This window comes from Stieleria tagensis (assembly GCF_024129865.1).
Lineage (GTDB): Bacteria > Planctomycetota > Planctomycetia > Pirellulales > Pirellulaceae > Stieleria > Stieleria tagensis.
In genome coordinates, this window is record NZ_JAMYFE010000052.1 from 135033 (window position 1) to 158945 (window position 23913).

At 56.4% G+C, this 23913-nt stretch carries 23 protein-coding genes; 9 read left to right on the forward strand and 14 right to left on the reverse strand.

Annotated features, from left to right (window positions below; genetic code table 11):
* Window positions 1-8: 8 nt before the first annotated feature.
* The 3 genes from NHH03_RS13470 to NHH03_RS13480 all read right to left on the reverse strand — a co-directional run bounded on the left by NHH03_RS13470 (window position 9) and on the right by NHH03_RS13480 (window position 2531).
* Window positions 9-1385 (reverse strand): efflux RND transporter periplasmic adaptor subunit, encoded by a 1377-nt coding sequence (locus tag NHH03_RS13470; protein ID WP_253156910.1) that lies wholly within the window; start codon window positions 1383-1385, stop codon window positions 9-11.
* A 498-nt stretch (window positions 1386-1883) separates the two neighbouring features.
* A complete protein-coding gene (locus NHH03_RS13475) occupies window positions 1884-2054 on the reverse strand; it encodes a hypothetical protein (protein ID WP_253156911.1) in 171 nt (56 codons plus the stop codon).
* Window positions 2055-2243: 189 nt separating this feature from the next.
* The gene (locus NHH03_RS13480) at window positions 2244-2531 is read right to left on the reverse strand and encodes a hypothetical protein (protein ID WP_253156912.1); all 288 of its coding nucleotides are present in this window, start codon (window positions 2529-2531) and stop codon (window positions 2244-2246) included.
* 260 nt (window positions 2532-2791) lie between these two features.
* Between NHH03_RS13480 and NHH03_RS13485 the strand changes: the two genes are divergently transcribed.
* The gene (locus NHH03_RS13485) at window positions 2792-3361 is read left to right on the forward strand and encodes a DJ-1/PfpI family protein (protein WP_253156913.1); all 570 of its coding nucleotides are present in this window, start codon (window positions 2792-2794) and stop codon (window positions 3359-3361) included.
* 104 nt (window positions 3362-3465) lie between these two features.
* Window positions 3466-4383 carry an alpha/beta hydrolase gene (locus NHH03_RS13490; protein WP_253156914.1) on the forward strand — a complete coding sequence of 306 codons (918 nt, stop codon included), beginning with the start codon at window positions 3466-3468 and terminating at the stop codon, window positions 4381-4383.
* A gap of 2 nt (window positions 4384-4385) precedes the next feature.
* On the opposite strand, the gene NHH03_RS13495 is transcribed toward NHH03_RS13490, so the two are convergent.
* Window positions 4386-5921, reverse strand: coding sequence for a hypothetical protein (locus tag NHH03_RS13495; protein WP_253156915.1), 1536 nt, complete (start codon window positions 5919-5921; stop codon window positions 4386-4388).
* 292 nt (window positions 5922-6213) lie between these two features.
* Between NHH03_RS13495 and NHH03_RS13500 the strand changes: the two genes are divergently transcribed.
* The 6 genes from NHH03_RS13500 (at window position 6214) to NHH03_RS13525 (ending at window position 13132) form a co-directional block, all read left to right on the forward strand.
* Window positions 6214-7434: a hypothetical protein gene (locus NHH03_RS13500; RefSeq protein ID WP_253156916.1), complete on the forward strand. Its 1221-nt coding sequence runs from the start codon at window positions 6214-6216 to the stop codon at window positions 7432-7434.
* Window positions 7435-7529: 95 nt separating this feature from the next.
* Entirely contained in the window at window positions 7530-8840 is a 1311-nt protein-coding gene (locus NHH03_RS13505) for a beta-ketoacyl-[acyl-carrier-protein] synthase family protein (protein ID WP_253156968.1), read from the forward strand.
* Between the two features lie 116 nt (window positions 8841-8956).
* Complete coding sequence (locus NHH03_RS13510; protein ID WP_253156917.1) at window positions 8957-10390, forward strand: NAD-dependent malic enzyme; 1434 nt, start codon at window positions 8957-8959, stop codon at window positions 10388-10390.
* A 238-nt stretch (window positions 10391-10628) separates the two neighbouring features.
* Window positions 10629-11738 carry a DUF6807 family protein gene (locus NHH03_RS13515; protein ID WP_253156919.1) on the forward strand — a complete coding sequence of 370 codons (1110 nt, stop codon included), beginning with the start codon at window positions 10629-10631 and terminating at the stop codon, window positions 11736-11738.
* Window positions 11739-12073: 335 nt separating this feature from the next.
* Window positions 12074-12496 (forward strand): hypothetical protein, encoded by a 423-nt coding sequence (locus tag NHH03_RS13520; RefSeq protein ID WP_253156921.1) that lies wholly within the window; start codon window positions 12074-12076, stop codon window positions 12494-12496.
* Window positions 12497-12547: 51 nt separating this feature from the next.
* Window positions 12548-13132: a pyroglutamyl-peptidase I family protein gene (locus NHH03_RS13525; RefSeq protein ID WP_253156923.1), complete on the forward strand. Its 585-nt coding sequence runs from the start codon at window positions 12548-12550 to the stop codon at window positions 13130-13132.
* A 13-nt stretch (window positions 13133-13145) separates the two neighbouring features.
* Here NHH03_RS13525 and NHH03_RS13530 read toward each other — a convergent pair whose 3' ends face one another.
* From NHH03_RS13530 to NHH03_RS13575, 10 genes are all read right to left on the reverse strand, one after another.
* A complete protein-coding gene (locus NHH03_RS13530; RefSeq protein WP_253156925.1) occupies window positions 13146-13343 on the reverse strand; it encodes a hypothetical protein in 198 nt (65 codons plus the stop codon).
* 264 nt (window positions 13344-13607) lie between these two features.
* A complete protein-coding gene (locus NHH03_RS13535) occupies window positions 13608-14597 on the reverse strand; it encodes a sigma-54 interaction domain-containing protein (protein ID WP_253156970.1) in 990 nt (329 codons plus the stop codon).
* A gap of 164 nt (window positions 14598-14761) precedes the next feature.
* Complete coding sequence (locus tag NHH03_RS13540; RefSeq protein ID WP_253156927.1) at window positions 14762-16687, reverse strand: hypothetical protein; 1926 nt, start codon at window positions 16685-16687, stop codon at window positions 14762-14764.
* A gap of 142 nt (window positions 16688-16829) precedes the next feature.
* The gene (locus tag NHH03_RS13545; RefSeq protein WP_253156929.1) at window positions 16830-17321 is read right to left on the reverse strand and encodes a hypothetical protein; all 492 of its coding nucleotides are present in this window, start codon (window positions 17319-17321) and stop codon (window positions 16830-16832) included.
* A 27-nt stretch (window positions 17322-17348) separates the two neighbouring features.
* Complete coding sequence (locus tag NHH03_RS13550) at window positions 17349-18638, reverse strand: vWA domain-containing protein (protein WP_253156935.1); 1290 nt, start codon at window positions 18636-18638, stop codon at window positions 17349-17351.
* 58 nt (window positions 18639-18696) lie between these two features.
* Window positions 18697-19152: a TadE/TadG family type IV pilus assembly protein gene (locus tag NHH03_RS13555; protein WP_253156936.1), complete on the reverse strand. Its 456-nt coding sequence runs from the start codon at window positions 19150-19152 to the stop codon at window positions 18697-18699.
* A gap of 37 nt (window positions 19153-19189) precedes the next feature.
* Entirely contained in the window at window positions 19190-19648 is a 459-nt protein-coding gene (locus tag NHH03_RS13560) for a TadE family protein (RefSeq protein ID WP_253156937.1), read from the reverse strand.
* Window positions 19649-19872: 224 nt separating this feature from the next.
* Window positions 19873-20985: a mannose-1-phosphate guanylyltransferase gene (locus NHH03_RS13565; RefSeq protein WP_253156938.1), complete on the reverse strand. Its 1113-nt coding sequence runs from the start codon at window positions 20983-20985 to the stop codon at window positions 19873-19875.
* A gap of 80 nt (window positions 20986-21065) precedes the next feature.
* Window positions 21066-21851 (reverse strand): Dabb family protein, encoded by a 786-nt coding sequence (locus tag NHH03_RS13570; protein WP_253156940.1) that lies wholly within the window; start codon window positions 21849-21851, stop codon window positions 21066-21068.
* Between the two features lie 144 nt (window positions 21852-21995).
* The gene (locus NHH03_RS13575) at window positions 21996-22901 is read right to left on the reverse strand and encodes a TerC family protein (RefSeq protein WP_253156942.1); all 906 of its coding nucleotides are present in this window, start codon (window positions 22899-22901) and stop codon (window positions 21996-21998) included.
* Window positions 22902-23065: 164 nt separating this feature from the next.
* On the opposite strand from NHH03_RS13575, the gene NHH03_RS13580 reads away from it, so the two are divergent.
* Complete coding sequence (locus NHH03_RS13580) at window positions 23066-23875, forward strand: NIPSNAP family protein (protein WP_253156943.1); 810 nt, start codon at window positions 23066-23068, stop codon at window positions 23873-23875.
* The last annotated feature ends 38 nt before the right edge of the window (window positions 23876-23913 follow it).

The window sequence follows — 23913 nt, forward strand, 5'->3', positions numbered from 1 at the left end:
TTGAATTCCTAGTGAGCGGCGTGTGTAGTGCCGTCGGGGTGCACGTGCACACCGGGCTGGTCACCGCTAGCGGTTTGTGCTTTCAGAACTCGATTTAACGACGCCGCAGAACTCTGCGCCAGATAGCTGCCGGCGGTGATAGTTCCATCGTTTGCGATCACACTCCAACGGCGATCTTCATGCACCACATGAACAGGCAACCGTTTGAACAGATCACCGTTCTGGCGGAACACATAGGCCTCGGGCCCTTCGCGAACGACGGCTTCGGATGGCAGAACAAACACGTCCTCAAATGGTTCCACTTGCACATGGATGCGGGTTCGTTGCCCCGGCCGGAATCGCCACACCACAAACTGTTTCCCCGATTTGTCGTAGGCGTGCGATTGATTCGAAAGCGGTATGAAAAAATCGAAGGTACGGCTGTCGGTATCAATCGAATTGGCCAGGTGCCGAATCTGAAAGGTTTGTTCCAACGGCGACCAGTCGTCGGCCTGATCGTCGGCAAACTCGATCTCGATAGGCCGCCCGGTTTTCGCTGCGTCTTCCAAAAACGACGCCTCGCGTTTGAAGGCATGCCCGACCACGTACAACGATTGATGATTGGATAACTTCACCAGCAGTTGGCCTGCTTGAACTTGCTGACCTAATTCCACACTCAACTCTTGAATCTCGTACGCCACGTCGTCAGGCGACCTGGCATTGGTGATCAAACTGACCGGACGGATTTGGTGATCGGGTTGGTCGCCGGCCGCCGAGGGTTGCGACATCGGCGGCGCCGTGACGTTGATCGCCGAAACGAATTGCCCCTGCTGCTCAACGCGATCAATCTGCTGCGGGGGTAAACCGCGAGTCAACAAATCTTGCCGAGAGGATTGCACGATGGCCCTCTGACGGCTCATTTCCGCTCGCAGTTCGATCAATTTGGCTTGCGAAACCGCTCCCGTGTCGACCGCGCGACTCAACCGTTCGATCTCCGCTTGGACGATGCCAATTTCTTGATTCGCTTTGAACAGTTGAGACTGAGTGTTCTGTAAATACTCACTAAACAATCGCACCGTGGTCAATGTCTGGCCCGGTCGTACGGTGTCACCAGGGAAGGCGTGAATCGACGTCACGATTCCGACTGCGGGCGAAGTCACACCACGGTCGGAATACCCCGGTCGGTCGGCAACAACCCCCGGAATCGTGACCGTTCGCCAATAGGTTTGTGAACGTGCCGGTGCGGAAACCAAACCCATGTTTTTCCTCGCTTGTTCACTGATCTCAAGCACGGATTGCGGTTCTGCAGTCGGTTCCGACGGATCTTTGATAGATGCCTCGTTCGCTTGATGACGTTCCCATAATTCGTTCCGGTAAAACCAGACCGTGGCGACAGCAACAATCATGATGGCCGGCCCGATGAGGGTTCTCGAAATGGATTTCACACGTTTCATGGTCATTGATTCGGGATGAGTGTTCAGCCTGCATCGCTCACCGCGCAGCCGAGAGCGGCGGCGTGTGAAATGCAGACAACAGAGATCGTCTTGGCGTTTGAAAACGAACCGTGTTCAAAGACCATCGATCGAGGGATAGATCGCTAAAACGAAACTCGCAGGGACTTCGAATGCGCAATCACGCAATCATTCAAACCAAGCGAGCAAGCGTCTGCTACAGCCGAAGAGAAGCTGTCAAAAGATAGATCGGCAGCCCGACCGTGCGGACAGGTGCACCAACCAAACGCCACCTGGCGCGAACATCACACAAAACCAACCCCGTCTGCGATAACAAGACCAGGACTGGTGAATCCATTTGCGGCACGCAAACACTTCGACTGGTCACCAACTTGGACTCAGCGAAATAGATCGCGTCCGAATCATGGTCGGTGGCAGTCGAAAGAACGCAGTTTAGCGCAGGCCCGTAATGGTCTGCATGATGCTGGGCAGTGGAATCATCATGCTGATTGTCACTGCCATCGTGGTCGTGATGATGGCCAGCGGACAGGTGAATGTGTGCCCGTTGTGAGTGACCATTCGGTTCCACAACGCCAGATCCACCATGCGAATGGGGCAACCCATACCCCAGCATGATCATTGGAATCAGCAGTAGTGAAACAATTCGATTCATTGAAACGATTGCCGGACAAAAGGATTTCGGACGACAGTCATCATACCCCTGGCGGTTGACCAGGAATAGGCGAATTCCAAGTGGAGAATTCGGAGCGACCGAACAAACCAATAACCCGAGGGTCTACGTTTAACGCGTCACTAGCGAAATCGTTCGCGTTCGGCTCGCAGGTCGTGCGTGCCAAAGAAAACTTGGCGGATCGGGCGAATGGTTTGGTCGCGTTCGGATTGGTCCATCAGTCGGATGAAATTTCCATAAACGTGCAACGGTCGACCCGGACGTTGATGAATCGGCAACGATTTGATCTGTGTCCGATAGGTCCCCGTCGGCAACACCACGGGGCTCCAACCGGTGGGCGACGATCCCGCCGCGCAAACAAGCGAGCCCAACCAAATCATGCCCAAGAAAGTCACATATCGCACAAACATTGCCCTCGAAGTAAGTTTTATCCTGTCAGTCTAGGTCGCAAAATCACCGTCGTCCCGGCGGTTTTTTCGACTGCGAATTGACGCGTCCGCGAGGGATCCAGTGAACACCCAAAATCACTCGCTCATGCGTCGGGTTGCGATAGACTCGCAACTTCAAAACCCGTCAGCGAGGGAATTCAGATGAAGTCTCTCGTTTCAAATTAATTCGGCGGCGCCTGATTCAAACCCCTCTCCTGAACTACACACACAGGTTTGACCTGATGACTAAAAAAATCTTGATGATCGTTGGCGACTATGTAGAGGACTACGAAGCGATGGTTCCGCTGCAGATTTTGCAGACCGTGGGTCATCAGGTTGACACGGTGTGCCCCGACAAGACCGCGGGCGATACGGTTGCGACTGCGATCCACGATTTTGACGGCGACCAGACTTATAGCGAGAAACCGGGGCACCGATTTGCGATCACGGCGGATTTTGCCGGCGTCGACGTGGCGGCTTATGACGCCTTGGTTTTGCCGGGTGGTCGGGCCCCGGAATATCTGCGACTGAACGATCGGGTGTTGGAAATTGTCCAGGAATTTGATTCGGCGAAAAAGCCGATCGCCGCGATTTGTCACGGTCCCCAAATTCTAGCGGCGGCCGGCGTTCTGCAGGGAAAAGAGTGCAGTTGTTACCCCGCGGTTAAATTCGAAGTCACTGCCGGCGGCGGTGAATATCAGCCGCCCGCCGACGGCATGGATTCGGCCCATACCTGCGGCCATTTGGTCACCGCACCGGCCTGGCCGGCACATCCGGCCTGGATGCGGGCATTTTTAGCGGTGCTTAATTAAGCATTCGCTGCCGATTCCGTGCATAATAGAGGGACTGGTTCACCTCACCGCGGCACCCGCGCTGCGGTGATGAAAGAAAGTTTGATCTGTATAGGAGTCTTGGAATGCGTCGTTTGTCTGTCGGAATGGTCTTCACTGTGTTCGCGATGCTGCTCGCGCTCCCCACACCAGTGTTGGCACAGACGGCGAAAAAGAGAGCGGAACCACTGCCCAAACCGCGACCGGAAACGTTGCGGACCAAAGACGGCGTTGATCTGACGGCGTATTACTTTGGATCCAACAAGGGCAAGGCAGCGGTCCCCGTCCTATTGGTTCACGAGTGGAAAGGTCAGAAAGCGCCCTATGGAACGCTGTGCCTGACGCTGCAGAAATCCGGCTGCGCGGTGTTGGCGCTGGACTATCGAGGCCACGGCGGATCGCGTGAATACAAAGACCGATTCGGAAAGACCCAGGAGTTCAATCTGAAAACGATGAACAAGGGGCATGTCCTGGACATCGTGCGGTATGACCTGGAGGAAGCCAAACGATTTCTGCAACGGGAAAACAACGATGGCAAATTAAACCTCAATGCACTGGTTGTGATCGGTGTTCGTGACGGCTGTGTCCCAGCGATGCTATGGGCACAGCGAGACTGGCAATTTCCAAACGTCGGCACACGCAAACAAGGCCACGATGTCAAAGGCCTGGTGATGATTTCGCCCAAACGGTTGCTAAAGGGCGTGCCGGTTGAATCCGCATTGACCGACCCAAACATTGCCTCATTGCCGACCATGATCGTCGTTGGTGAAGGGTCCAACGAACAGTCCGATGCGGATCGGATTTACAAACGCGTGGAAGTGATGAAGAAAAAAATCAGCGGTGACAAAGATCCCGAAGGCTTGAAATTGCTGACGGTCAAAGAACCGTTGGGCGGACCGAGTCTGGTTTCCGGGTCTCCCACCGTGATTCCCGAAATCGTCAAGTTCATCACCGACGAAGTCAAATCCGATGACCTGGACAATCCCTGGATCGAACGCGATTGATATTAGGGTTTAGGGACGTGCCGATATTGCCCACCATTCTGTTGGGCTATTCGCTTCATTCGGCTTTCTCCTTCACGACTGTGGTAGCCGATCGTGTGCACAATACTGATCGGCCCGCTGTCGCCGAACAGGTTTTCGACACGGTTGATACGTCCCAGTAGATCTTCGATTTTTTGGGGGAATTCGCCGTCGGACAGCAAGAAAATGACGTCCGGCCCCAACTCGATTGCAAATTCCAAAGGCTCGTAGGGAGCTTGCCCGCGATCCATCTGAATCGACATCGCCCAACGCATCAGCGCCTGCTTGTTTTTGGCAGTGGCGAAAACGCTGTGGGGTTCATCTTGATCCGGCGATGACACTCGCATGTAATCTGATTCGGCGTCAAAAAACACTACGTAGAAACGCTGATCCGGTTTCAAGACCTCGATCGAACGCAACAATGCCTGGCGCGCCGAATCGAAGGCGCCTTTCATGCTGCCGCTGCTATCGACCAGATAGACGAAATGATTGCCGCCGCCCTCGACGCCGCAAAACTGGATTTTGGCATCGGAATCCGATTTCAACGACATCGCAGCGGTGCTGATCGATTGACGGCTCAACATCGACTCGGCCAGCGACCGGGGTTGCATCACCGGCACCTTGGCAACCAGCGTCTCGATTGCGATCTCCCCGACATCGCTGATTTCATATTCGGTTTCACTCGGCATCGGCTCAGTCGGATCGAGCGGCATTTCTACCGATTCGATCTGAACCGATTCGATCGCCGGCTGGTCGGTTTCTGAGAACGATCCGGCAATTGCAATTTGGTCGCGTGGCACGGTCGTTGACAGCGTGAACCAACCCAGCAAGACAAGTAAGACAAAATGCACCAGACCGCTCAGCAACCATGCGCGCCGCTTGCCGCGGCGCGCTGACGGGGACTTGGTTTCGCCCGCGCTGGCCACATCGATCAGCGCTGTGGTCGCCGATCGATCCGGTGTCCGAGGCGTTCGGCCCGGCGGCGTTTGCGTTGGACGTTGCTTTCCCAGGGGACGTGTTTCGATCGCTTGTGGTCGCCGGGGAGTTGGATGCGCGGAATCCCTGCGGTGCAGCGAGTCTCTGCGAGGCCGCGATGGTGACTCGGAATCCGGTGGCGAGGCCGTCGGCGACTCACCGGCGGATCGAATCACACGACGAAAATCGTCCCAGCTCTTAAACGGAAGAGTCGTCGTGATCAGTCGATACTTGGGAGCGCCGATTCGATTCACAGCGTGATCGAATCGAATGTCTGTCGGACTCGAATGCGAATCCGACGCCGTCGGGCCACGCTCGGACAGCCGCCGGATTCGCAGCTCCAATTCCGCGGCGCGCGCGTCGAGTCGTGCTGCACTGGCTTCGCTGCGGGTTTTTCGCAATTGCAGTTTCAGCTCACGCAGCCGCTGCAGGTAAACCTGCTCCAGTTCGGCCCTCTGGGGTGGCAAATCGGATCGCGGATCCTGTTCGTCAGCCTCGGCGAGTGAAACAGTGTGTTGCGGTGATGCTTCCGGCAGCTCGTTCATCTCGAATGCTTCCTGGAAATCGGCTGTTTGGTGCGACAAAGTTCGCGTTCCCAATCCACAGATCCTGCGATTTCCACAGCACAACGGCTGACAAACCGCGTAGGTGGCACTGGTGGCCCCCCCTATGTTATGCCCCCACAGTGGAATGGATGCAAGCCTATGGGAGGGGAGGGCTGGAAAGTTCGACTGGGAACAGACCTTGCCGCGAACCCACGGCGCCCGCTATAGCCAAAGTTCAAAGCAACGACCGGAACCGATGCCGTTCGTCAATTTCTAGAAGGAATGGACTGCCATGCGTTTTAATCCCAGACGATTTATCACTGCCGTCGCGATGACGATCACGGCGTTTTCATTCGTTTTTTGCACACCCAAGAACCTGGTGGTTGCACAAGGGAATAATTTGCCCGATGCCAGCGCTGGCGGTCAGGCCCAGGCACGCGGCGGTTTGCAAACCCCACCGAGCATGCAGAATCAAGGCGCGCCATCAGGCGAACAACTGCAAGGGGGCGGCAAACTGCCCAACAATGCCGGCCAGGAATTTCGTTCCTACGACCTGACGCCCTACACCGGCTACCTACAGAACCAAGACAAGCCGGAGCAGGCCATTGTCGACTGGCTGATCCGCGAAACCGGGACCGACCCCTGGTTCACGTCCCCGTTCGGGTTCATGAACGCGACACGCGACAAATTATCTGTCTATCACACCCGTGAAATGCACGAAGTGGTCTCGGGAATTGTCGATCGCTTTGTTTCGGGGGAAAAAGACCCCCAGGTTCTTTCGCTGCGAGTGATGACCGTTGGCAGCCCCAATTGGCGTAGCCAGGCGCATTTATTGATGCAGCACGTCAATGTTGATTCGCCCGGCGTGCAAGCGTGGTTGTTGAGCAAAGAAAACGCGGCGTTGGTGTTGAATCAGCTGCGGCAACGCACCGATACCCGCCAAGTCCACGCCTTGGATATGATCACGCACAACGGCCAGACGCAAAAATTGGCCAGCACACGTGGCCGGAACTATGTCCGCAATGTCAAACGGGCCGCGACCGGATGGCCCCCCTATGAACCCGAAACCGGTGAGATCCAGGAGGGGTATCAGCTGTCGATCAGCCCGCTGCTAAGTGTGGACGGGGCGAGTATTGATTGTGTGATTGACGCCAAAATCGACCAAGTCGACAAACTCAATGCCGTCGAATTGGACCTGCCGCTGCCCAATGCCCAAATCCACCGGGCTCAAATTGACGTCCCCCAAGTCGTTTCCTGGAAACTTCACGAACGGTTCCGTTGGCCCTCGGACATGGTGCTGCTGCTTTCCTGCGGTGTGATTGCCAGCCCCGAACGGCCGCAATCGTCGGTTCCGCTGCTGAATCTGAACATGTTGACCGGAACCACGCCCGGACGAGCCGACGCGTTGATGTTCATCGCATTTCGTGGTCGGGCCGCCGACAATCTGACCAGCACCTTGACGACGCCACATATCTCGTCCGGTGCCAGTGCCCCGAATCGCGGACGTTATTAACCGGCCGTCGCCAACATGCCCCCTCTGTGTCGACCGGGCGAACGTCTAAAATGCCGACCGGTTTTTATTCACGCCCCGAGTCGATCGGCTGTTTCATGGAAAATGTCCCGTCCCCAAGAGTCGTCATCACCGGTGTTGGTGTGGTCACTCCCTTGGGAAATGATCCCAATAAACTGATCACAGATCTGCGCGGCCGCGCCAGCGGCGTCGCAGCTCTGACCCAGGTCCCCCGCGGCGTATTGTCGATCGACTTCGGTGCCGAGGCATCGGATTTCAGCGGCGACATTTCGGATTACGGCCCGATGGACAAAAAGCTGCAGCGTACGATCCGTAAAGGCAGCAAGGTGATGTGCCGCGAAATTGAAATGGGCGTCGCCGTCGCTCAACTGGCGCTGACCGACGCCGGATTGACCCCCGAAGATCGAGATCGCGACCGCACCGGCGTGCTGTATGGATGTGACTACATCATGTCGTTGCCGGAGGAATTTGCCGTGGGAATCGGCAAGTGTACCGACGACGAAGGGAACTTTGATTTCACCAAATGGGGCGATCAAGGCAAACCGGAAATCAATCCGCTGTGGCTGTTGAAATACCTGCCGAACATGCCGGCCAGCCACATCGCAATTTACAACGACCTGCGCGGCCCGAACAATTCGATCACCGTCCGCGAAGCTTCGGCGGGCGCCGCGATCGCAGAAGCCTATTCGACCATCTCCCGTGGTCACGCCGACGTTTTAATCGTCGGTTCGACCGGCAGCCGGATTCACCCGCTGCGTTCACTGCATGCCGACATGCAGGAAACGTTGGCAGCCAACCGATCCGATCCGACAAAAATGAGCCGCCCGTTTGACGCCCAACGCGACGGCAGCGTGCTCGGTGAAGGCGCCGGTGCGATGGTCTGTGAAACGCTTGAACATGCTCAAGCCCGTGGCGCGACGATTCTGGGTGAAATCGTCGGTTACGGCAGCAGTGCCGTCGGACCAGCATTTGGCAAAACATTTTTACAAACCGCGATCCGCAATGTTTTGCGTGCCGCGCTGGGCGATGAGCCTGCTGAAAACATTGGTCACATCCATGCGCATGGCCTGGGCACGGTGGAATGTGATGCCCAAGAATCGGCCGCCATCGAAGCGGTCTTTGGTTCAGCCGACAAGCAGCCGCCGGTGACCACTGCCAAAGGCAATCTCGGCAACCTGGGGGCCGGCGGTGGGATGGTCGAGACCATCGCCAGTTTGAAGGCCCTCGGCGGTGAACTGTTCCCGATCCTTAACTGTGATTCGCTTTCGGACGATTGCCCGATTAATGCCTGTGTCGATGGTTCTACTGCGGCGGGATCCCAGTTCATCAACGTCAATGTGACACCGCAAGGCCAGGCCAGCGCTGTTCGCATCCGATCCTTCTCTTGATACCGCGCTGCCCAGTTCCATCAGTGATTGACCGCTCCACGTTCCTGGTGTGAGCGATCCGGCAATCGGCTGATTGCGTTTGCGATACGAATACAACTCTTAATTTTCCACTGAACATGTCCCAGCAAAGCCCCTCCTACGCCATCACCGTCCGTCTGCGTTATCGCGATCAGCCGGGGTTGCTAGGCCGAATCACCACTGCAATTGGCGAGGCGGAAGGGTTTATCGGTGCGGTCGATATCGTGGGTGTCACCGACGGCCAGATCTCGCGCGACATCACCATCAATGCGTCCAACGTGGAACACGGCCAGCGGATCGTTGCGCAGTTGAAAAAAATTGACGGTATACAAGTCGTTAATGTTTCCGACCGAGTGTTCCTAATGCACTTGGGCGGCAAGATCGAAGTCAATTCGAAAACGCCGATCAAAACACGTGATGACCTTTCGATGGCCTACACGCCCGGTGTCGCCCGGGTGTGCATGTCGATTCATGATGATCCGGATTCCTCCTTCGCATTGACCATTCGTAAAAACACCGTGGCGGTGGTCAGCGACGGCAGCGCCGTGTTGGGACTGGGGAACATCGGGCCACGCGCCGCGATGCCGGTCATGGAAGGCAAAGCGATGTTGTTCAAAGAATTCGGTGGCGTCGATGCCTTTCCGATCTGCTTGGACACCCAAGACACCGAAGAGATCATCGAGACGGTTCGCAGGTTGGCCCCGACATTCGGCGGGATCAATCTGGAAGACATCTCCGCGCCACGTTGCATCGAAATCGAAGAACGATTGGAACGAGAACTGGAGATCCCTGTCTTTCACGACGACCAGCATGGCACCGCGATCGTCGTGCTGGCCGGGCTGAAGAACTCGCTGCGACTGATCGGCAAAGAGATGTCCAGTGTCCGCGTCCTGATCAACGGATCGGGGGCCGCCGGAACGGCGATTGCAAAATTGCTGATGTGCTCCGGTGTCAAAAACGTCATCGTCTGTGACAGCCGAGGTGCGATCAATCAACAACGCACGGACATTGGTGACAACCCGATCAAAGTCTGGTTGGCCGCCAACACCAACCGCGAAGGCGTCGCCGGATCGCTCTCGCAAGCCATTCGCGGCCAAGACGTATTCGTCGGCGTCAGCGTCGCCGACGTGCTCAAGGTCGAAGACATCGATTCGATGGCTGACGATGCGGTTGTCTTTGCTCTGGCCAATCCCGATCCGGAAATCAATCCGATGCTGGCCGAAAATCATGCCCGCATCATCGCCACCGGACGCAGCGATTTTCCCAATCAAATCAACAACGTGTTGTGTTTCCCAGGGCTCTTTCGAGGTGTCTTGGACGTTCGTGCCAGCGCCATCAACAACGAGATGAAATTGGCAGCGGCCGACGCGATCGCCGACGTCATCGATCCCGAAAACCTTACCGATCACTATGTGATCCCCAGTGTGTTCGATCGACGCGTCGCCGGCGAAGTGGCCAAAGCTGTCGCCGAAGTCGCCCTGGCAACCGGTGTCGCCAGACGCAAAGCCAAAGCGGCGTTTCAAGTCGTTTGATGCGACAGGCAACGGCCACCACAGCAGCCACCACAACGGTCGGCGACAGTGGGGTATGCTGACTGCGGCTACAATCTGAACTAGGTTCGTCGGCACGATCAGTGTCGTCGCTGGGTCCGCCGGGGTTCAGCCCGACTGCCCCCTGGCGAATCCAGCTATGGAAATCACACCGCCAGGGCATGTTCCGGTGTCGCTGGTTTGCGTTCCCCCTTCCGTGATTGTCTGCATCGGTACCGCTATGTTTGCCAACGCTATTTACCACTGTCGCCTTCTCTCTGTGGCTGTTCTGGTGATCACCTGCACGGTTGATCCGGCTCCTTTGGTGGCTCAGTCGGCGGAAGTGAATCCGGCCGACGCGAAATCAGTTGACGACGACAAGACTCCGGCCTCACAGAGGCCAGCTACAGTTGGGTTTCATTGCACGCAAACTGAATCGGCGCTGATCGTCTCGTATGGTGACGCCGAGGTGTTGCGGTACAACATTGTTGCCCCCAAACCAACGGACCCCGCCCATTCGGTCTATCAGCGCAGCGGCTACATCCACCCTCTTTATTCGCCGAGCGGCAAACTGGTCAGTGGAGATTTTGCCCCCGACCACCCGCACCAACATGGTTTATTTGCAGCTTGGACCAACACTTCCTTTCGCGGCAAACCGGTTGATTTTTGGAACCAAGGAAAATCGGCGGGATTGGTTCTGCATGACCGCGTGATTGCAATCGACAACCAGCAGCACACCGCTTCGTTTCAGGTCGGGCTGAACCACGCTGCGATCGACGAAGACGGAAACCGCACCGTGATTTTGGATGATGTTTGGACGGTCGCGGTCAGTCTGGCGGACCAGACCGATCAAACAGCCGCCCGCTACGTGATTGATTTTTCAATCGCCCAGACCAATATCACGGAGCATCCGTTGACCATCAATGAATACCATTACGGCGGTATCGGTTTTCGTGGCAACAACGATTGGTACACCGCGGCCGGCACAAAGGCCTTGAACGAACAATCCAAATCTAAATCCAAGCAGCCCGCCCCGCCGATCGCCGTGACCCGACACCAATTCTTGACCAGCGAGGGGCATGATCGCTTTCAAGGAAACCACAGTCGTCCCGACTGGACCAGTCTTTATGGAATCGTCCAGGCAGGCGATGCGGATGATCAAGACACAGCGCTCGCCGGTATTAAATTCAGGGGTGATCCCAACGATTTGTTCTATCCGCATCCCGTGCGGCTACACCCCAACAAGCCCTACTTCAGTGTTTCGCCTTGTGTGCTGGGGACCTTCGATATTAATCCCGGCGACACATTTCGGGCGCGAGGAAGTTTCGAAATCTTTGACGGCCAACCCTAGCCGTTTTAACGTTGCCTTTTGGTCGCAACCCGACGCGTGAGTTTTGAAGCCAGCGCTTTTGCAATTCACTCTCGCCGGAGAATGTTGCCCCATCTCAACCACTGTGGAGTGGCGTTGATGCAATAACGCAACATGGGTTGGGCGTGAGAAACCGGTGAAAAAAACAGCTGGAAAATCTGGCCGGTTCCACGGTCGTGTTTGGCTAGTGGCGCGTTTGATTGACCTAGTGTTCACTGATCTTTGGCATCTGAAGCCCGAGGTTGTTTTCATCCACTCGGCCACAACACGCGGTTGAATTGACGCCACTGGCACGGTGTGTGCGATAAAGGATTGTCATGAAAATGCCACCCATCGCTGCGACCCTTCCGTTGCTGATCGTCTCGACGCTGCTGTGCACCGCCGGTTGCCTGCCGCCGGCGATGTTCAAAAACGAGTACGTCCGCCAATCCTCGCTGGCCGAATCCAAAGCCCCGTTGCCGACCGGATTGCGAAGGACGAAAAACGGCTGGGAAGACACGACGTTGTGGTACGTCTCGCCGGACGTCGAAACCCGGTCGATCAATTCATGGATGGACCAGCAACGGCAACGTGAACCCAGTTGGGTGCGGCTGTTTTTTGACAAACTCCGTCGCACGCCGCCCTTGATGATCGCGGTGATTCAGATCAGTGCCATCGCCGCAATCGTGCGGATCAGCCGGCAAGATTCCGAGGACTCTGCGCCCGCCAACGCACCAGCTCACGCTAGCAGTGAACTATGATGCACTGGATTGGTTTGTCCTCGTTCGCCCCCCACTCGGTCTTCGACAATCGTGACTCGAATATTAATCACTGCATTCGAACCGTATGAGCGTTGGAAAGAAAATGCGAGCTGGTCCGCACTGGTCGATTTGACCAGCTGGTACGAGGGCGATTTGGAGATCGTAACCCGACGCTACCCGGTTGATCTTTCCAAGTTGAAGGACCAGCTGCAGCAGGACCTTGCCCACGACTTTGACTTCGCGATTCACCTTGGCCAGTCGCCAGGAACAGCTGTCGTCAAACTGGAGACGGTGGGACTGAACATGCGAACCAATGGCGATCCGCTGTTGACCGACGCACCGGCTGCGTACCGGTCAATCCTGGATCTAGAGGGTTGCTTGGAACGCTTGTTGGCGGCCGGAGTGCCGGCACAAATTTCGCACCATGCCGGAACCTATCTGTGCAACGCGGCTCTTTTCTTCAGCCAACATTATTCAGAAATGATGGGGCGACGAACACAGAGCGTGTTCATTCATCTGCCGTTGATGCCTGCACAGGTGGCTGCTGAACAATCGTTACTGGCCAGCATGAGCACTCCGATGCAGAGTGCGGCGATTGCTATCGTGGCGGAACACTTGGCCGCAGCCGGTTCCTAAACGCCCCGCAGAACTAGAATGCCCGCGTCAAAACCGATTCCGCAGTTTCTTCGCTGCGGCGTGCGGTCGGCAGGTTTTTACTACTAAAAGGCATCATCGATGCGGCGGGAAGAAAAAATGCTTTGATGTCGGGGTGACGTGCGTTGGACATTGAACCAACCGCCACCACCGTGCCATCTGCCAACTCGAGAGTAAAGTCGCAGTTCTTCATTGAAAACTTTCCTGCGTGCTTTGAGGAATAAAAACAATCATTCGGAGGGTCTCGAAAAATCGGAATCGTAAAAGATCCCCTCGCTCCATGAAGTAACGCGGCAGATCTCATGAAGTCCGCACAGAATCCAAATCTTTTTCTAAAATTGCCACGCAGTTGTTTTCAGCCACTGAACATCCATCGACCCACGACGGGATCGGTCAGCGACTGCCGGTGGGCAACGGGCATCACGAATGCCGGCCTGTCGGCCAGCCGCCAGAAAGGCTATTCGTCCAGACCGTAGTCTTTGATTTTCTTGTGCAACGTGTTGCGATTCATTCCCAACCGCGTCGCCGCTCGGATCTGCACCCCGTTACAGGCCTGCAGGACCTGTAAGATCAGTTCCCGCTCGACACGTTCGACGACACTGCGGTGAACATCGGTGGCATCCGAATCCGATTGGCGGAGCCCCAGGTGCACCACCGACTTGGCCAACGTGTCAAAATCCACCGGACCGGCCGACTCCATCGAATCGATCACCAAGGGTTGGCGATCGGTGACGCACTCGGGCAAGAGGTCGACGGTCAACTCGTCCGTTTCGGCCATCACCACCGACCGTTCGACATAATTCTGCAGTTCACGGACATTGCCGGGCCAGTGGTAGTCCTGGAGAGCATCCATTGTTCCCGGGCCGATATGCGCCACGTAACGGTCGTTCAGTTCGTTGTAATGATCCAAGAAATGCGAGACGAGTGTGGGAATATCGTCACGGCGTTCTCGCAGTGGTGGAATCTCGATGGGGACAACGTTCAATCGCCAATAAAGGTCTTCGCGGAATCGACCGCTGCGAACTTCGCCCATCAGGTCACGGTTGCTGGCCGCAATCACCCGGACATCCGCGCTGTTGGTGCTGGTGTCACCGACGCGCTCGAATTCTTTTTCCTGCAGCACCCGCAGGAGTTTGACCTGCAAGGTCAGTGACGTGCTGTTGATTTCGTCCAGAAAAATTGTGCCACCGTGGGCGGCTTCGAATCGTCCGGTGCGATTGCTGACGGCGCCGGTGAAGGCACCGCGGACGTGTCCGAACAATTCACTCTCGAGCAAACTTTCGCTCAGTGCCCCGCAATTGACGCGGACAAACGGGCGGCCGCTACGATGGCTCAACTGGTGCACGGCACCGGCGATCAATTCCTTTCCGACGCCGGTTTCACCTAAAATCAGGACCGACGCATTGCTAACGGCGACCCGCCGAGTGATCCGATAGACCTCTCGCATCGCCGCGCAGTTGCCGATGATTCCCGGCAAGGCGTTGTCGTGGTTATTTATCGCGGAATTGCCAAGCATTGCCATGAAGCGATCACGGTCACCAGAAGATTAAATGCTTACGAGCACAAGTGCGAAGTTAGCGTGTGCCGACTCATCCGGATACGGGGCACCCCCTAACGTGGCTGGGATTCGCCTTGTAACGCTGCTGTGCCCCGTCGTTGAAACGCTGCGCGATCGGAGACCGAAAGCGGCGGCAGCCGGCGTTTGCTTTCGACTTCACGCAGAACCTCCGCCAGAGCGGCCGGGCTGCCCGGCAAGGGCACCATATAAACCCCGGGAGTGTCTTCACTAATCCAGCGATTCGATGTCGTTTCAATCTCGACCGTCTGCACGCTCTGGGGGCTATTGTCGTCGTCATTGAAGAACACGATCGGGACTCGGCTGCCACGGGGCAGTCGGCGAATTCGGTCGACCAATTCGGGGGCAGCAACATCCGCGATCCGGATTTTACTAACGACCATCTGCACGTCACCGCCCTCGGCGATCGCGCGCTCGGCCTGCAAAGCCGAGCGGACCAGACGGACTTCATAACCCAATTGGCCGAGAATCGTTTCTTGACGAAGCGCAACGACCGGCCGGGTCTCCAACAAAATCGCCAGCGGACGGTTGTTCAAAGTCGCCATTTCAGACAGTGTTTTGCGGTAGTAGCTTGCGCCGGCAAAATCCGGTTGGATGATGTTGGATTCCAGCAGGTCAGCGATCAGCTGCGCCGCTTCATAGCGCACTCGTGGATGGGCGTCACGCACCGCATCGACCAGATGCCCGAACCCGCCCTCGCCAGCTTGAAGCACCGCCTCGGCGATCGCATCAGACGTCTCCGCTTGCGTGTTGACCGAATCATCGAGCACGCGTAGCAACCCGATCGACGCCGGAACGTCCTCCAGCGCCCGCGCGTCGGCCAGTGTCTTCAACAGTTCGTTGGTGCTAGCGAGATCGCGATAGGTTTGCCGGAATGCGGCCAACTGGTCTTCATCGCCCCAGTCCACGTCGACCATCACGCGATAGGCCAGATCGGCAGCCATGGCAGCGCGAGCGGTCGGTGGCGGCAGCGCCGTGATGCGATGCAATCGCTGGGCCGCGTCGTACGCATCTCGGTAGGCCAGATAAATGGCGGTGCTACGGTTTCCGGTGACACCGGTGCGATCGCCGTCGACCGACCAAATCGTCACCGGAGACGCGTCGTTGGGGGTGTGCGCGGCGATCTGACGCAAGGTACTCAAACGCTTGCCCAGATAGCCGATCACGTCTGCTGTTTCCAGTGCTTGGTTGGCACCCAATTGCTGACGCGCGACATCTCGCTCCGACGCTGTCGCTTGCGGTGCCAGCGCAGAGGACAGCAGCGTGTCGAGCGCACTTTCTTCATCCAGCGTTGCAATCGCAGCGAGTGATGCGGGACGCACTGCTTGATCGCCGTAGAGTGCCAGTTGCTGCAGTGCTTGTCGCCCACCGTCACCGAGAGCCTGAAGCGCTTGCAGGGCGCGAATCCGCTGTTTCCCGGATAAGCCTTGGGCAATCGCCGCGACCAACGTTTGAATCGCCGCATCACCGCCGCGCAACAATGTCCTGTTGGCCGACAACAACACATCAACGTCCTCGGACTTCAATTGCTCGACGGCCTCGGAAAGTCGCTCAAGCGATTGATTGACCTGTTTTGCCGCCGCCGACATCTTGTTGATTGCCGACTCGCTGGCAGGACTGATGTCGGGCTGCATCGAAATCCGCAGCAACAACTCGGGCCCGATGGTTCTAGCTGACTGGGCCAGTTCGGCGGGATCATCCACCGCATCTAACTTTGCCAGCCAACGATCCACTTGCGGCCATGCTTTCAATCGCGCCAACGATTGAATCGCTTGCGCTCGATAGGTGCCACCGCGAGAGGCTGTCGATTCGAGCTGGCGGATCAATTCATCCGCTTCGGGCGGCGGCTGATCTGTCTGGACGGCCGCCGGCGGGTCCGGAAACTGGGCGTCAGAGTCAACGGCGGCCAGGCCTGTGATGGCCAGCACTGCCGGCGCAGCGATCAAGATGCGAAATCGCATGGATTTCATCGGGGGCAATAGGATGAAGAAGCAATCGGATGATGCCGTATCTTAGTCCGCGCGGGACCATTTTGCGCCGGGTCATTGCCGATCCCAACGCTGACAATCTGCCGAGGCGCGACACAATCCGAACTCCGCCGTCCTAAAACCCGGCCGGTGTGTCATCGAGAACCTGTTGCGACTCCTTCAGGTATTGCCACTGGACACTCCCTTTGGCAAACGGTTTCCCTGCGGATTGCTGCTGCATCTTGGCGGCCACCTGCCGGCGGTTCTGCATGCTCTGGTCCCACGCTTTGCGGCGTTCGGTTTCACTGGGCACGCTGTTTTTGCTGCGGTTCTTTTCACGGTACTTGCGGTGCAACTCTCGATCAATCGAGCGAATGTACGCGACATATTCATCCGAATTCATTTGCGCGGTCGGTCCCAACGATGTCAGTTCGGCCGCAGGCAGTTTGTTGACCGGTGCGCTGCCCGATAACGAACCGCTACGAAAGGGCATTGTGAATGCCCAACAGATCAGCGCACCCGAAAACACGAACGATCCCAAAATGCCGTAAAAAGCCCACTTGCTGCGGCGCCGTGCCGCTTGGCGCTCGCTAGGTCGAGTGGTTGGAGCGCGTCGATTGTTGGTCATGATGCATGCTAAGGATGAAAGAAGAATCTATTTGGTCAGAATGGTCGGCAGGTTATTGGCGATCTCGCGGAAGATGCGAACCAAATCGTCTCCGGTTGCTGCGTGATAGTGATTTCCGCCTCCGATGGTAGCGACCTCTTGCATGTCTTGCTGGTTGGCCCCGGCACCAAAGGTGACTGTGTGGATGGTCAAGTCATAGCCGTTCATCAGATTCCGTGCGATATCCTGTGCCCAGGGCGTTTGGTTCTGCATTCCATCGGTCATCACCACCATCGTCTTGGCGGCAAACGGCCGGGCGCGTGAATCCAGCAGTCCCAAAATCCCTTCACGCATCCCTTTGCCGATTGCGGTGTTGCCGCCGGTATTGAGCTGGTCCACTTTGCTGCGAATGACATCAAAGTCAGTCTCTAGCAATGTGTCGAGCGTTGCACTGCTGGAATAGCTTGCCAAGGAAACTTGTTCCTCTTGGCTGGTGACTTCCAAGACGTCTAGGAATGCGTTGACCGCAACGACAAGGTCTTGCCAAGCGTTGGTCGGCGGCGTTCCTTTGTTAAAGTAATTTTCATACATGTATTGCTGATAGGTGACACTATCGTTGCCGTTGGCATAGTAATAACTGGTGTCGCCATTGCTGTTGGTGCTGCTGCTCAGTTCCCCTTGAGAAACCGCAAAATCCATGGCTTCGGTGGAGAACGGATCTTCACCACGGCGCCAACGAAAATTGATGTCGTCCATCGATCCGGAGCGATCCAAAATCAACGAGATATCTCGGTCAACTTGCATCGCGACCGCATCGGATTGCGTTTCGAAATCGTTGGTGTTCAACAGCCCTGGAATGATCAATGGAACATTTCCCGAAAGCGAACCATCGAGTCGCAATCCATGCACACGAACGGCACTGGCGATTTCTCCATTTCTCACGTCACCCGTGGGGATTTTGGTGAACGCATAACGTCCATTTCGGCCATCGGGCTGAGTGGTTTTGCCGAATTCAATTTCGCCATCGTCATCGCCTGATCGCAGGCGGAGCGGATCTCCATAGACTTGGTTCAGCGCGGCAGTGGTGACCGCAGCATCAATCGCTGAGTCGACGGTTTGAATCTCGCTAAACGTCCGGCCTGCGGCACGCGCCGCCGCATCGGTTGCGATCATGAGTTCGGTGCGGGTCAATTGCATGTGCGCCGCATTGATCGCAAACGCTGCCAGAATCGCTAGTACAGGTAACACGATGGCGGTCATCGCCATCACGGTTCCGCGGCGACGTATGGGTGTCACGTGCGGTTTTCGGCTGCTGATCTGTTTGGTTTGAAGGTTCATGATGTAACTCACAGAGGAATAACCACTCAACAACGGTGAAAGAGAATTCGGCTAGGGGTTATTGTTGGTAATAACCGTCGTAACGTTCGGTGCGCATTCGAGCCACAGATTGGATGGTTGCATTGGGCAAGAACATCGGTGCAAACAAAGCGATTTCGTCAAAGTTGACGGTGATCGTCACTTCCACCTCTGGAATGTCATCGCCCAGTTCTCCGACCTCTACCTGATAGCCGTTGGAAACAACCATGCCCATTACATCGTCGGCCACCGCAACGGCTTCGTCCTCGGTGGCACCGGGCACCATCGCATGCCGGGCGGCAAAGTAGGCGGCATCCTGTGCCAGGTTGCGAATCATGTTCATCCGTGCAAATTCCATGCAGGTGAAAATCAAAACGAAAAAGACATTGGCACAGATCGCGAATTCAACGGCGGCTGCACCACGTCGCGCCAGGCCGTCCCCGCGTTTCAGTCGCCGATCCGTGGTCCGCCGATTGCGTTTGTTTATTCGTTGCATGGGAGTGTTGTTTCAATGCGATTAGAAAGCGGTCCGATCAGTTGACATCCAGATTGCGGAATTCTTTCCGCATCGTCACTTCGGCCGAAAGATTGATGCCGGAAAACATTGCCGATGGGATCAACAGGTTTCCATCACAGGGAACTGTGACCGTCGTCGTGACGTTTTCCAGCGTGTCGGCAGTGACGAAATCGGGTGATCCGAATGCACAGGGGTTGCCGGTGTAGCGAATGTTTCGGTCATCCAGAAACTCTTGCACACGTGCAACCACGTCGGCGTTGGTTTGGTCGCGTCCGACTCCGCGGCGTGCGCCCTCGTAGGCCGCTAGCGCAATGGATTCTTTTAGAAACAACATCGAACACAGGTCGATGGTTCCGATCGTCAGTGCGATCAATGCCGGCAAGCAGATCGCGAACTCGACGGTCGCCACACCTTTGCGCTGGCTCGATCGATTTCGGCGGCGTAGCCGTCCGGCTGGGCGATTGAAAAGAAACATGACAACTTGCTGTAGATTGAACGAACAATTGGTCTCCCGATGTGGGAAACCTAGCTCGAAAACCTGTTGTCTGTCGGGCAATTGCCGCCGCTGAAACCGTAAAATTCAGCAAGATTCCTCGGCCAATTCGCTTGTCCACCCACTCCTTGGCGGTGCAGTGTTGCCGTCACACCACGGCACCACGGGGCGGCGGTACAGCCCGCTCAACGCCGGTGGCGAAAACGCTACAAGCAGTCGGTGCTGCCGCTTTCTTGAATGCGTTTGACGGCTTCGCGCACGCGTTCTTCCGATGACTTGGGCGCCACCAGCGTGGCGTCTTTGGTTTGCACCACAATCAAATCATCAATATCGATCGTCACAATCGTGTGCTGTGGATCGCCGAAGATGATCGAGCCTGTGGTGTCGATTCCGATGTGTTTGCCGACCACCGTGTTGCCGTTGGAATCGGATTCGTGCAACCGACCCAGCGATTGCCAACTGCCAACATCATCCCACTCAAACGGTGCTTCGATCACCGCGACGTTGGGATAGGATTCCATCACCGCATAGTCGATCGATGTGCCTTCGATGGCCGAAAACTCGCGTTCCAAGACATCCTGGTAGTCGGGCCGGCCGATCGCATTGGCGATGGTTTCGATATGCGCGTACATCTGTGGCTGGTTGGTTTTCAAGGCTTCCAGAATCGTCGACGCGCGCCACAGAAAGATGCCACTGTTCCAATAGAAATCGCCCGACTCTAAATAGTGCTGCGCCGTCGTTTGATCCGGTTTTTCCTTGAACTGTGCGACGGCATAGGCGTTGACCGAATCGGTCTGGCCAGGCCCCGTCTGCCCAGAGTCATTGCCCGCCGGCAGCGGGGCGCCGCGCTGGATGTATCCAAATGATTCCGCCGGGTAGGTCGGTTTGATGCCAAAGGTCACGATTCGAGTGGGATCCTGCAGCACCAACTGGTGTGCCGCCTCGATGGCTTGGCAAAACTGCTGATCGGTGCCGATCACATGATCCGAGGGCATCACTGCCATCACCGCATCGGGATCTTGATGATGCACCAGCGCCGCTGCCAATCCGATGCAAGGCGCGGTGTCACGTTTGGCCGGTTCGCCGACCAGGTTGGCCGGCGGATGATTCGGCAATTGCTGAGCGATCGGGGCCACCAAAATCTGATTGGTGATGACCAACTGATTTTCGACCGGGACCAGTTCGGCGAGCCGATCACTGGTGGCCTGGATCATGGTCCGCGATCCCGACAGGGACAACAACTGTTTGGGCTGCAGCTTGCGACTTGCCGGCCAAAACCGGGTTCCACTTCCGCCAGCCATGATCACTGCATACAGCATTTTCAATCTACTTGAGTCGTGTAACGAAGCTTCACGCCCAACGTAGCGGATCACCTAGGTTGTGATAAGCGGGATGCAGGTCAGGGCGACGAAGCCCAAAAATCCAACACGCGTACTTTTTCTAGCACCGGTTTGAGAACATCGACAAACGCCTGGTGGGCCGGGTGCGGCAGATAGGCTTGGCGGCCCGCTTCACTGTCAAAGGTGACCAAGAAACAATGGGTGAATCCGGCGTCGTGTTTTTCTGGGCTGTTATTGATCCCCCATTCAAACGCGCGAATCGTGTCGATCTTGCTGGGCAATGCGGCAAACGCCTGTTCGACTTTTTGAACCTGTGCCGGATCGGCATCTTCCTTGAACTGAAAGAACACCGCGTGCTGCAACGGTTTTTCGACCTTGGGCTGCTTGGGGTCACCCCAATAATCGACGACAAAAACGGATTTCATGTGCGGGCGCAAGACATCGCCAAACGCTTTGTGCGCCGGATGCGGCAAATACTCCGCCCGCCCTGCTTCATCGGCGAACGTCAACAAAAAGCAATGGGTGAATCCGTCATCAAGCCCCTCGGGACTGTTGTTGACCCCGTGTTGGAACCCGATGATCGAATCAATTTTTTCGGGCAAGGCAGCAAAGGCATCCACGACGCCCTGAATGTCGGACTCGCTGGAAGATTTTTTGAATGAGAAAAACACGGCGTGACGCAACATTCCACTTCCTTGATTGGGTGACGCCTGATCCGGTTTGGTCTCCGCCGCGGCGGTCGTCTGATCGGCCGCCGACGGGGAATCCTCGGCAGTTTCCTGGGCACCACATCCCAGTTGAGCAATCAGCAGGGCGCAGCCCACGGCGAGTTGAAATCGAAGCATATCAGCAGACCTAATGGAGACAGAATTGGATGCCGCAGGGCCGCAGCGGATGAATCACAGTGTACATCAGCGACCCGCTGATCGACCCATTCTGTGACCAGAATTTGAACGAATCCGGGTCGGGCTACGCCGCTCGCTCTGTCGCTATGCCCGCGCCTTGTCGGCCAAATGCAAACGCTCTTGTTCGGCCAGTAGCTTTTTCTGGTAGCGCCCTTGGACGACGTCCACCACGATCAGCACCAGCAGCACAAAATAGAAGGTCGACTTGGCCATCGGCGTCACATGGTAGCCGAACAATTGGACCTCGGCCAAATGCCCCCCCTCGCTGACCAACATCACGCCCACGATGAACAGGATGAACAGTCCGAGCACTTCGTACATTCGGTTCTTTTTCAAAAAATCGGCGACGCGATCGGCCAACCAAATCATCAGCAATCCACTGATAATGATCGCAGCGGCCATCACCTCGAACGAATCGGTCAATGCCATCGCGCTCAAAATGGAATCAAACGAAAACACTAAATTCATCACCACGATCAATCCGATCGCTTTGCCGGCGGAGTTCTTGGCTTGGTCGGCAGGCCCATCCTCGCCCAGTTCATGCACCGACAGCATGTGGTAAATCTCTTTGACCGCCGTCCACAAAATAAAGGCTCCACCGCCGATCACGATCAAGCTGTGACCGGAAACGTGCATCTCCAAGGGCTTGGAAATGAAATTCAAGAAGGGCTCTTCCAACAATTTGATCACATGCACCACGACAAACAGCAGGACGATCCGAAACACGATTGCCAAACCGATTCCCCATTTTCGCACCATCGATTGCTTGGACTCTTCGACACGCTTGCTCTCGATCGAGATGTACAGCAAGTTGTCAAACCCCAGCACCGCCTGTAACAACACCAGCATCGCCAGAGTCATCATTCCGCCCAGTGAAAACAGGCTGTCGTGCGAGAGCTGGCCGGCAGCTTCGGTTCCAGCCTCGGCCAGCTCGGCTGTTTCCGCTAGCGCCATCAAGCCCGCAGTCGCTAAGAAATTGAAGTCCATCATCGGGTAGCCAAACGCTGGTGTGAGAAATTGAAACAAGTGCTGCCGGCAACCACGCGAGAGTATCAGAGTGTTGCTGCGCAGTCCCCCGTGGGGATTATGATGCGTGTCAGGTAACCGCCTCAACCCCGCCAGTTTTCTGGCCCACTGCAATGGAGCCCTTTGGGATGACCCAATCATTTTTTTTCACGCTGCTGTCCCTGGCGATGCTCGCCCTGACATCCGCGTCCACAACCGCTGCTGACGCCGCGACAGCGGCCAGCAATTCTGAATCCAAACAGTTCTACGAGATCCGAACCTATCTGTTGGGCGACAACGGCGATTTCGAGGCCGTCGATCAGTATCTGGGCCAGGCTCTTGTGCCCGCGCTACAGCGGCAAGACGTGGGACCGGTCGGCGTTTTCACCCCGGCAGAGAATGACACCCTGGACCAGGCCCGAGTGATCGTGGTGATCCCGCTAAAATCTGCAGGCGACTTGGTCAAGGTCCATCAAGCGGTGCAGGCCGATGCGACGTACCAATCTGCGGCCAAGCCGTATCTGGACCGAGGCCCTGAGAATCCGCCCTTTGAGCGCATTAGCAGTGAGTTGCTGGTGGCGATGGATTGCATGCCGGAATTGAACGTCCCCCAGGGCGCGCTCGACAATCCGGACCGAGTCTACGAATTGCGATTGTATGAAAGCGCCAACGAGCGGTTGGGCGGATTGAAGGTGGACATGTTTAATAACGGCGAGGTGCCCATCTTTCTCAAGAGTGGGATCACCCCGATCTTGATTGGGCAAGCCGTTGTCGGGCCGCAGACGCCGAATTTGACTTACCTGACCGTCTATGAAAATGACGAAGCCCGCCGCAAAGCCTGGGACACCTTCCGTGCCCACCCGGACTGGCAAGTCCTTAAGGCTGTCGAGAAATACCAGGGCACGGTCAGCAAGATTGACCTGCACATTTTACAAGCCAGGCCGTATTCGCAGCTCTAAGCGATACGGCCTGGGGTAATTGTCACGCGTGCCTGGTG

Coding starts and splice junctions, on each gene's coding strand:
- NHH03_RS13485 (WP_253156913.1), top strand. CDS start 2,792: ATGACTAAAAAAATCTTGATGATCGTTGGCGACTATGTAGAGGACTAC.
- NHH03_RS13480 (WP_253156912.1), bottom strand. CDS start 2,531: ATGTTTGTGCGATATGTGACTTTCTTGGGCATGATTTGGTTGGGCTCG.
- NHH03_RS13580 (WP_253156943.1), top strand. CDS start 23,066: ATGACCCAATCATTTTTTTTCACGCTGCTGTCCCTGGCGATGCTCGCC.
- NHH03_RS13560 (WP_253156937.1), bottom strand. CDS start 19,648: ATGTTTCTTTTCAATCGCCCAGCCGGACGGCTACGCCGCCGAAATCGA.
- NHH03_RS13555 (WP_253156936.1), bottom strand. CDS start 19,152: ATGCAACGAATAAACAAACGCAATCGGCGGACCACGGATCGGCGACTG.
- NHH03_RS13575 (WP_253156942.1), bottom strand. CDS start 22,901: ATGATGGACTTCAATTTCTTAGCGACTGCGGGCTTGATGGCGCTAGCG.
- NHH03_RS13515 (WP_253156919.1), top strand. CDS start 10,629: ATGTTTGCCAACGCTATTTACCACTGTCGCCTTCTCTCTGTGGCTGTT.
- NHH03_RS13505 (WP_253156968.1), top strand. CDS start 7,530: ATGGAAAATGTCCCGTCCCCAAGAGTCGTCATCACCGGTGTTGGTGTG.
- NHH03_RS13570 (WP_253156940.1), bottom strand. CDS start 21,851: ATGCTTCGATTTCAACTCGCCGTGGGCTGCGCCCTGCTGATTGCTCAA.
- NHH03_RS13520 (WP_253156921.1), top strand. CDS start 12,074: ATGAAAATGCCACCCATCGCTGCGACCCTTCCGTTGCTGATCGTCTCG.
- NHH03_RS13565 (WP_253156938.1), bottom strand. CDS start 20,985: ATGCTGTATGCAGTGATCATGGCTGGCGGAAGTGGAACCCGGTTTTGG.
- NHH03_RS13545 (WP_253156929.1), bottom strand. CDS start 17,321: ATGACCAACAATCGACGCGCTCCAACCACTCGACCTAGCGAGCGCCAA.
- NHH03_RS13510 (WP_253156917.1), top strand. CDS start 8,957: ATGTCCCAGCAAAGCCCCTCCTACGCCATCACCGTCCGTCTGCGTTAT.
- NHH03_RS13470 (WP_253156910.1), bottom strand. CDS start 1,385: ATGATTGTTGCTGTCGCCACGGTCTGGTTTTACCGGAACGAATTATGG.
- NHH03_RS13535 (WP_253156970.1), bottom strand. CDS start 14,597: ATGCGAGAGGTCTATCGGATCACTCGGCGGGTCGCCGTTAGCAATGCG.
- NHH03_RS13495 (WP_253156915.1), bottom strand. CDS start 5,921: ATGAACGAGCTGCCGGAAGCATCACCGCAACACACTGTTTCACTCGCC.
- NHH03_RS13550 (WP_253156935.1), bottom strand. CDS start 18,638: ATGAACCTTCAAACCAAACAGATCAGCAGCCGAAAACCGCACGTGACA.
- NHH03_RS13530 (WP_253156925.1), bottom strand. CDS start 13,343: ATGAAGAACTGCGACTTTACTCTCGAGTTGGCAGATGGCACGGTGGTG.
- NHH03_RS13490 (WP_253156914.1), top strand. CDS start 3,466: ATGCGTCGTTTGTCTGTCGGAATGGTCTTCACTGTGTTCGCGATGCTG.
- NHH03_RS13540 (WP_253156927.1), bottom strand. CDS start 16,687: ATGCGATTTCGCATCTTGATCGCTGCGCCGGCAGTGCTGGCCATCACA.
- NHH03_RS13475 (WP_253156911.1), bottom strand. CDS start 2,054: ATGGGTTGCCCCATTCGCATGGTGGATCTGGCGTTGTGGAACCGAATG.
- NHH03_RS13500 (WP_253156916.1), top strand. CDS start 6,214: ATGCGTTTTAATCCCAGACGATTTATCACTGCCGTCGCGATGACGATC.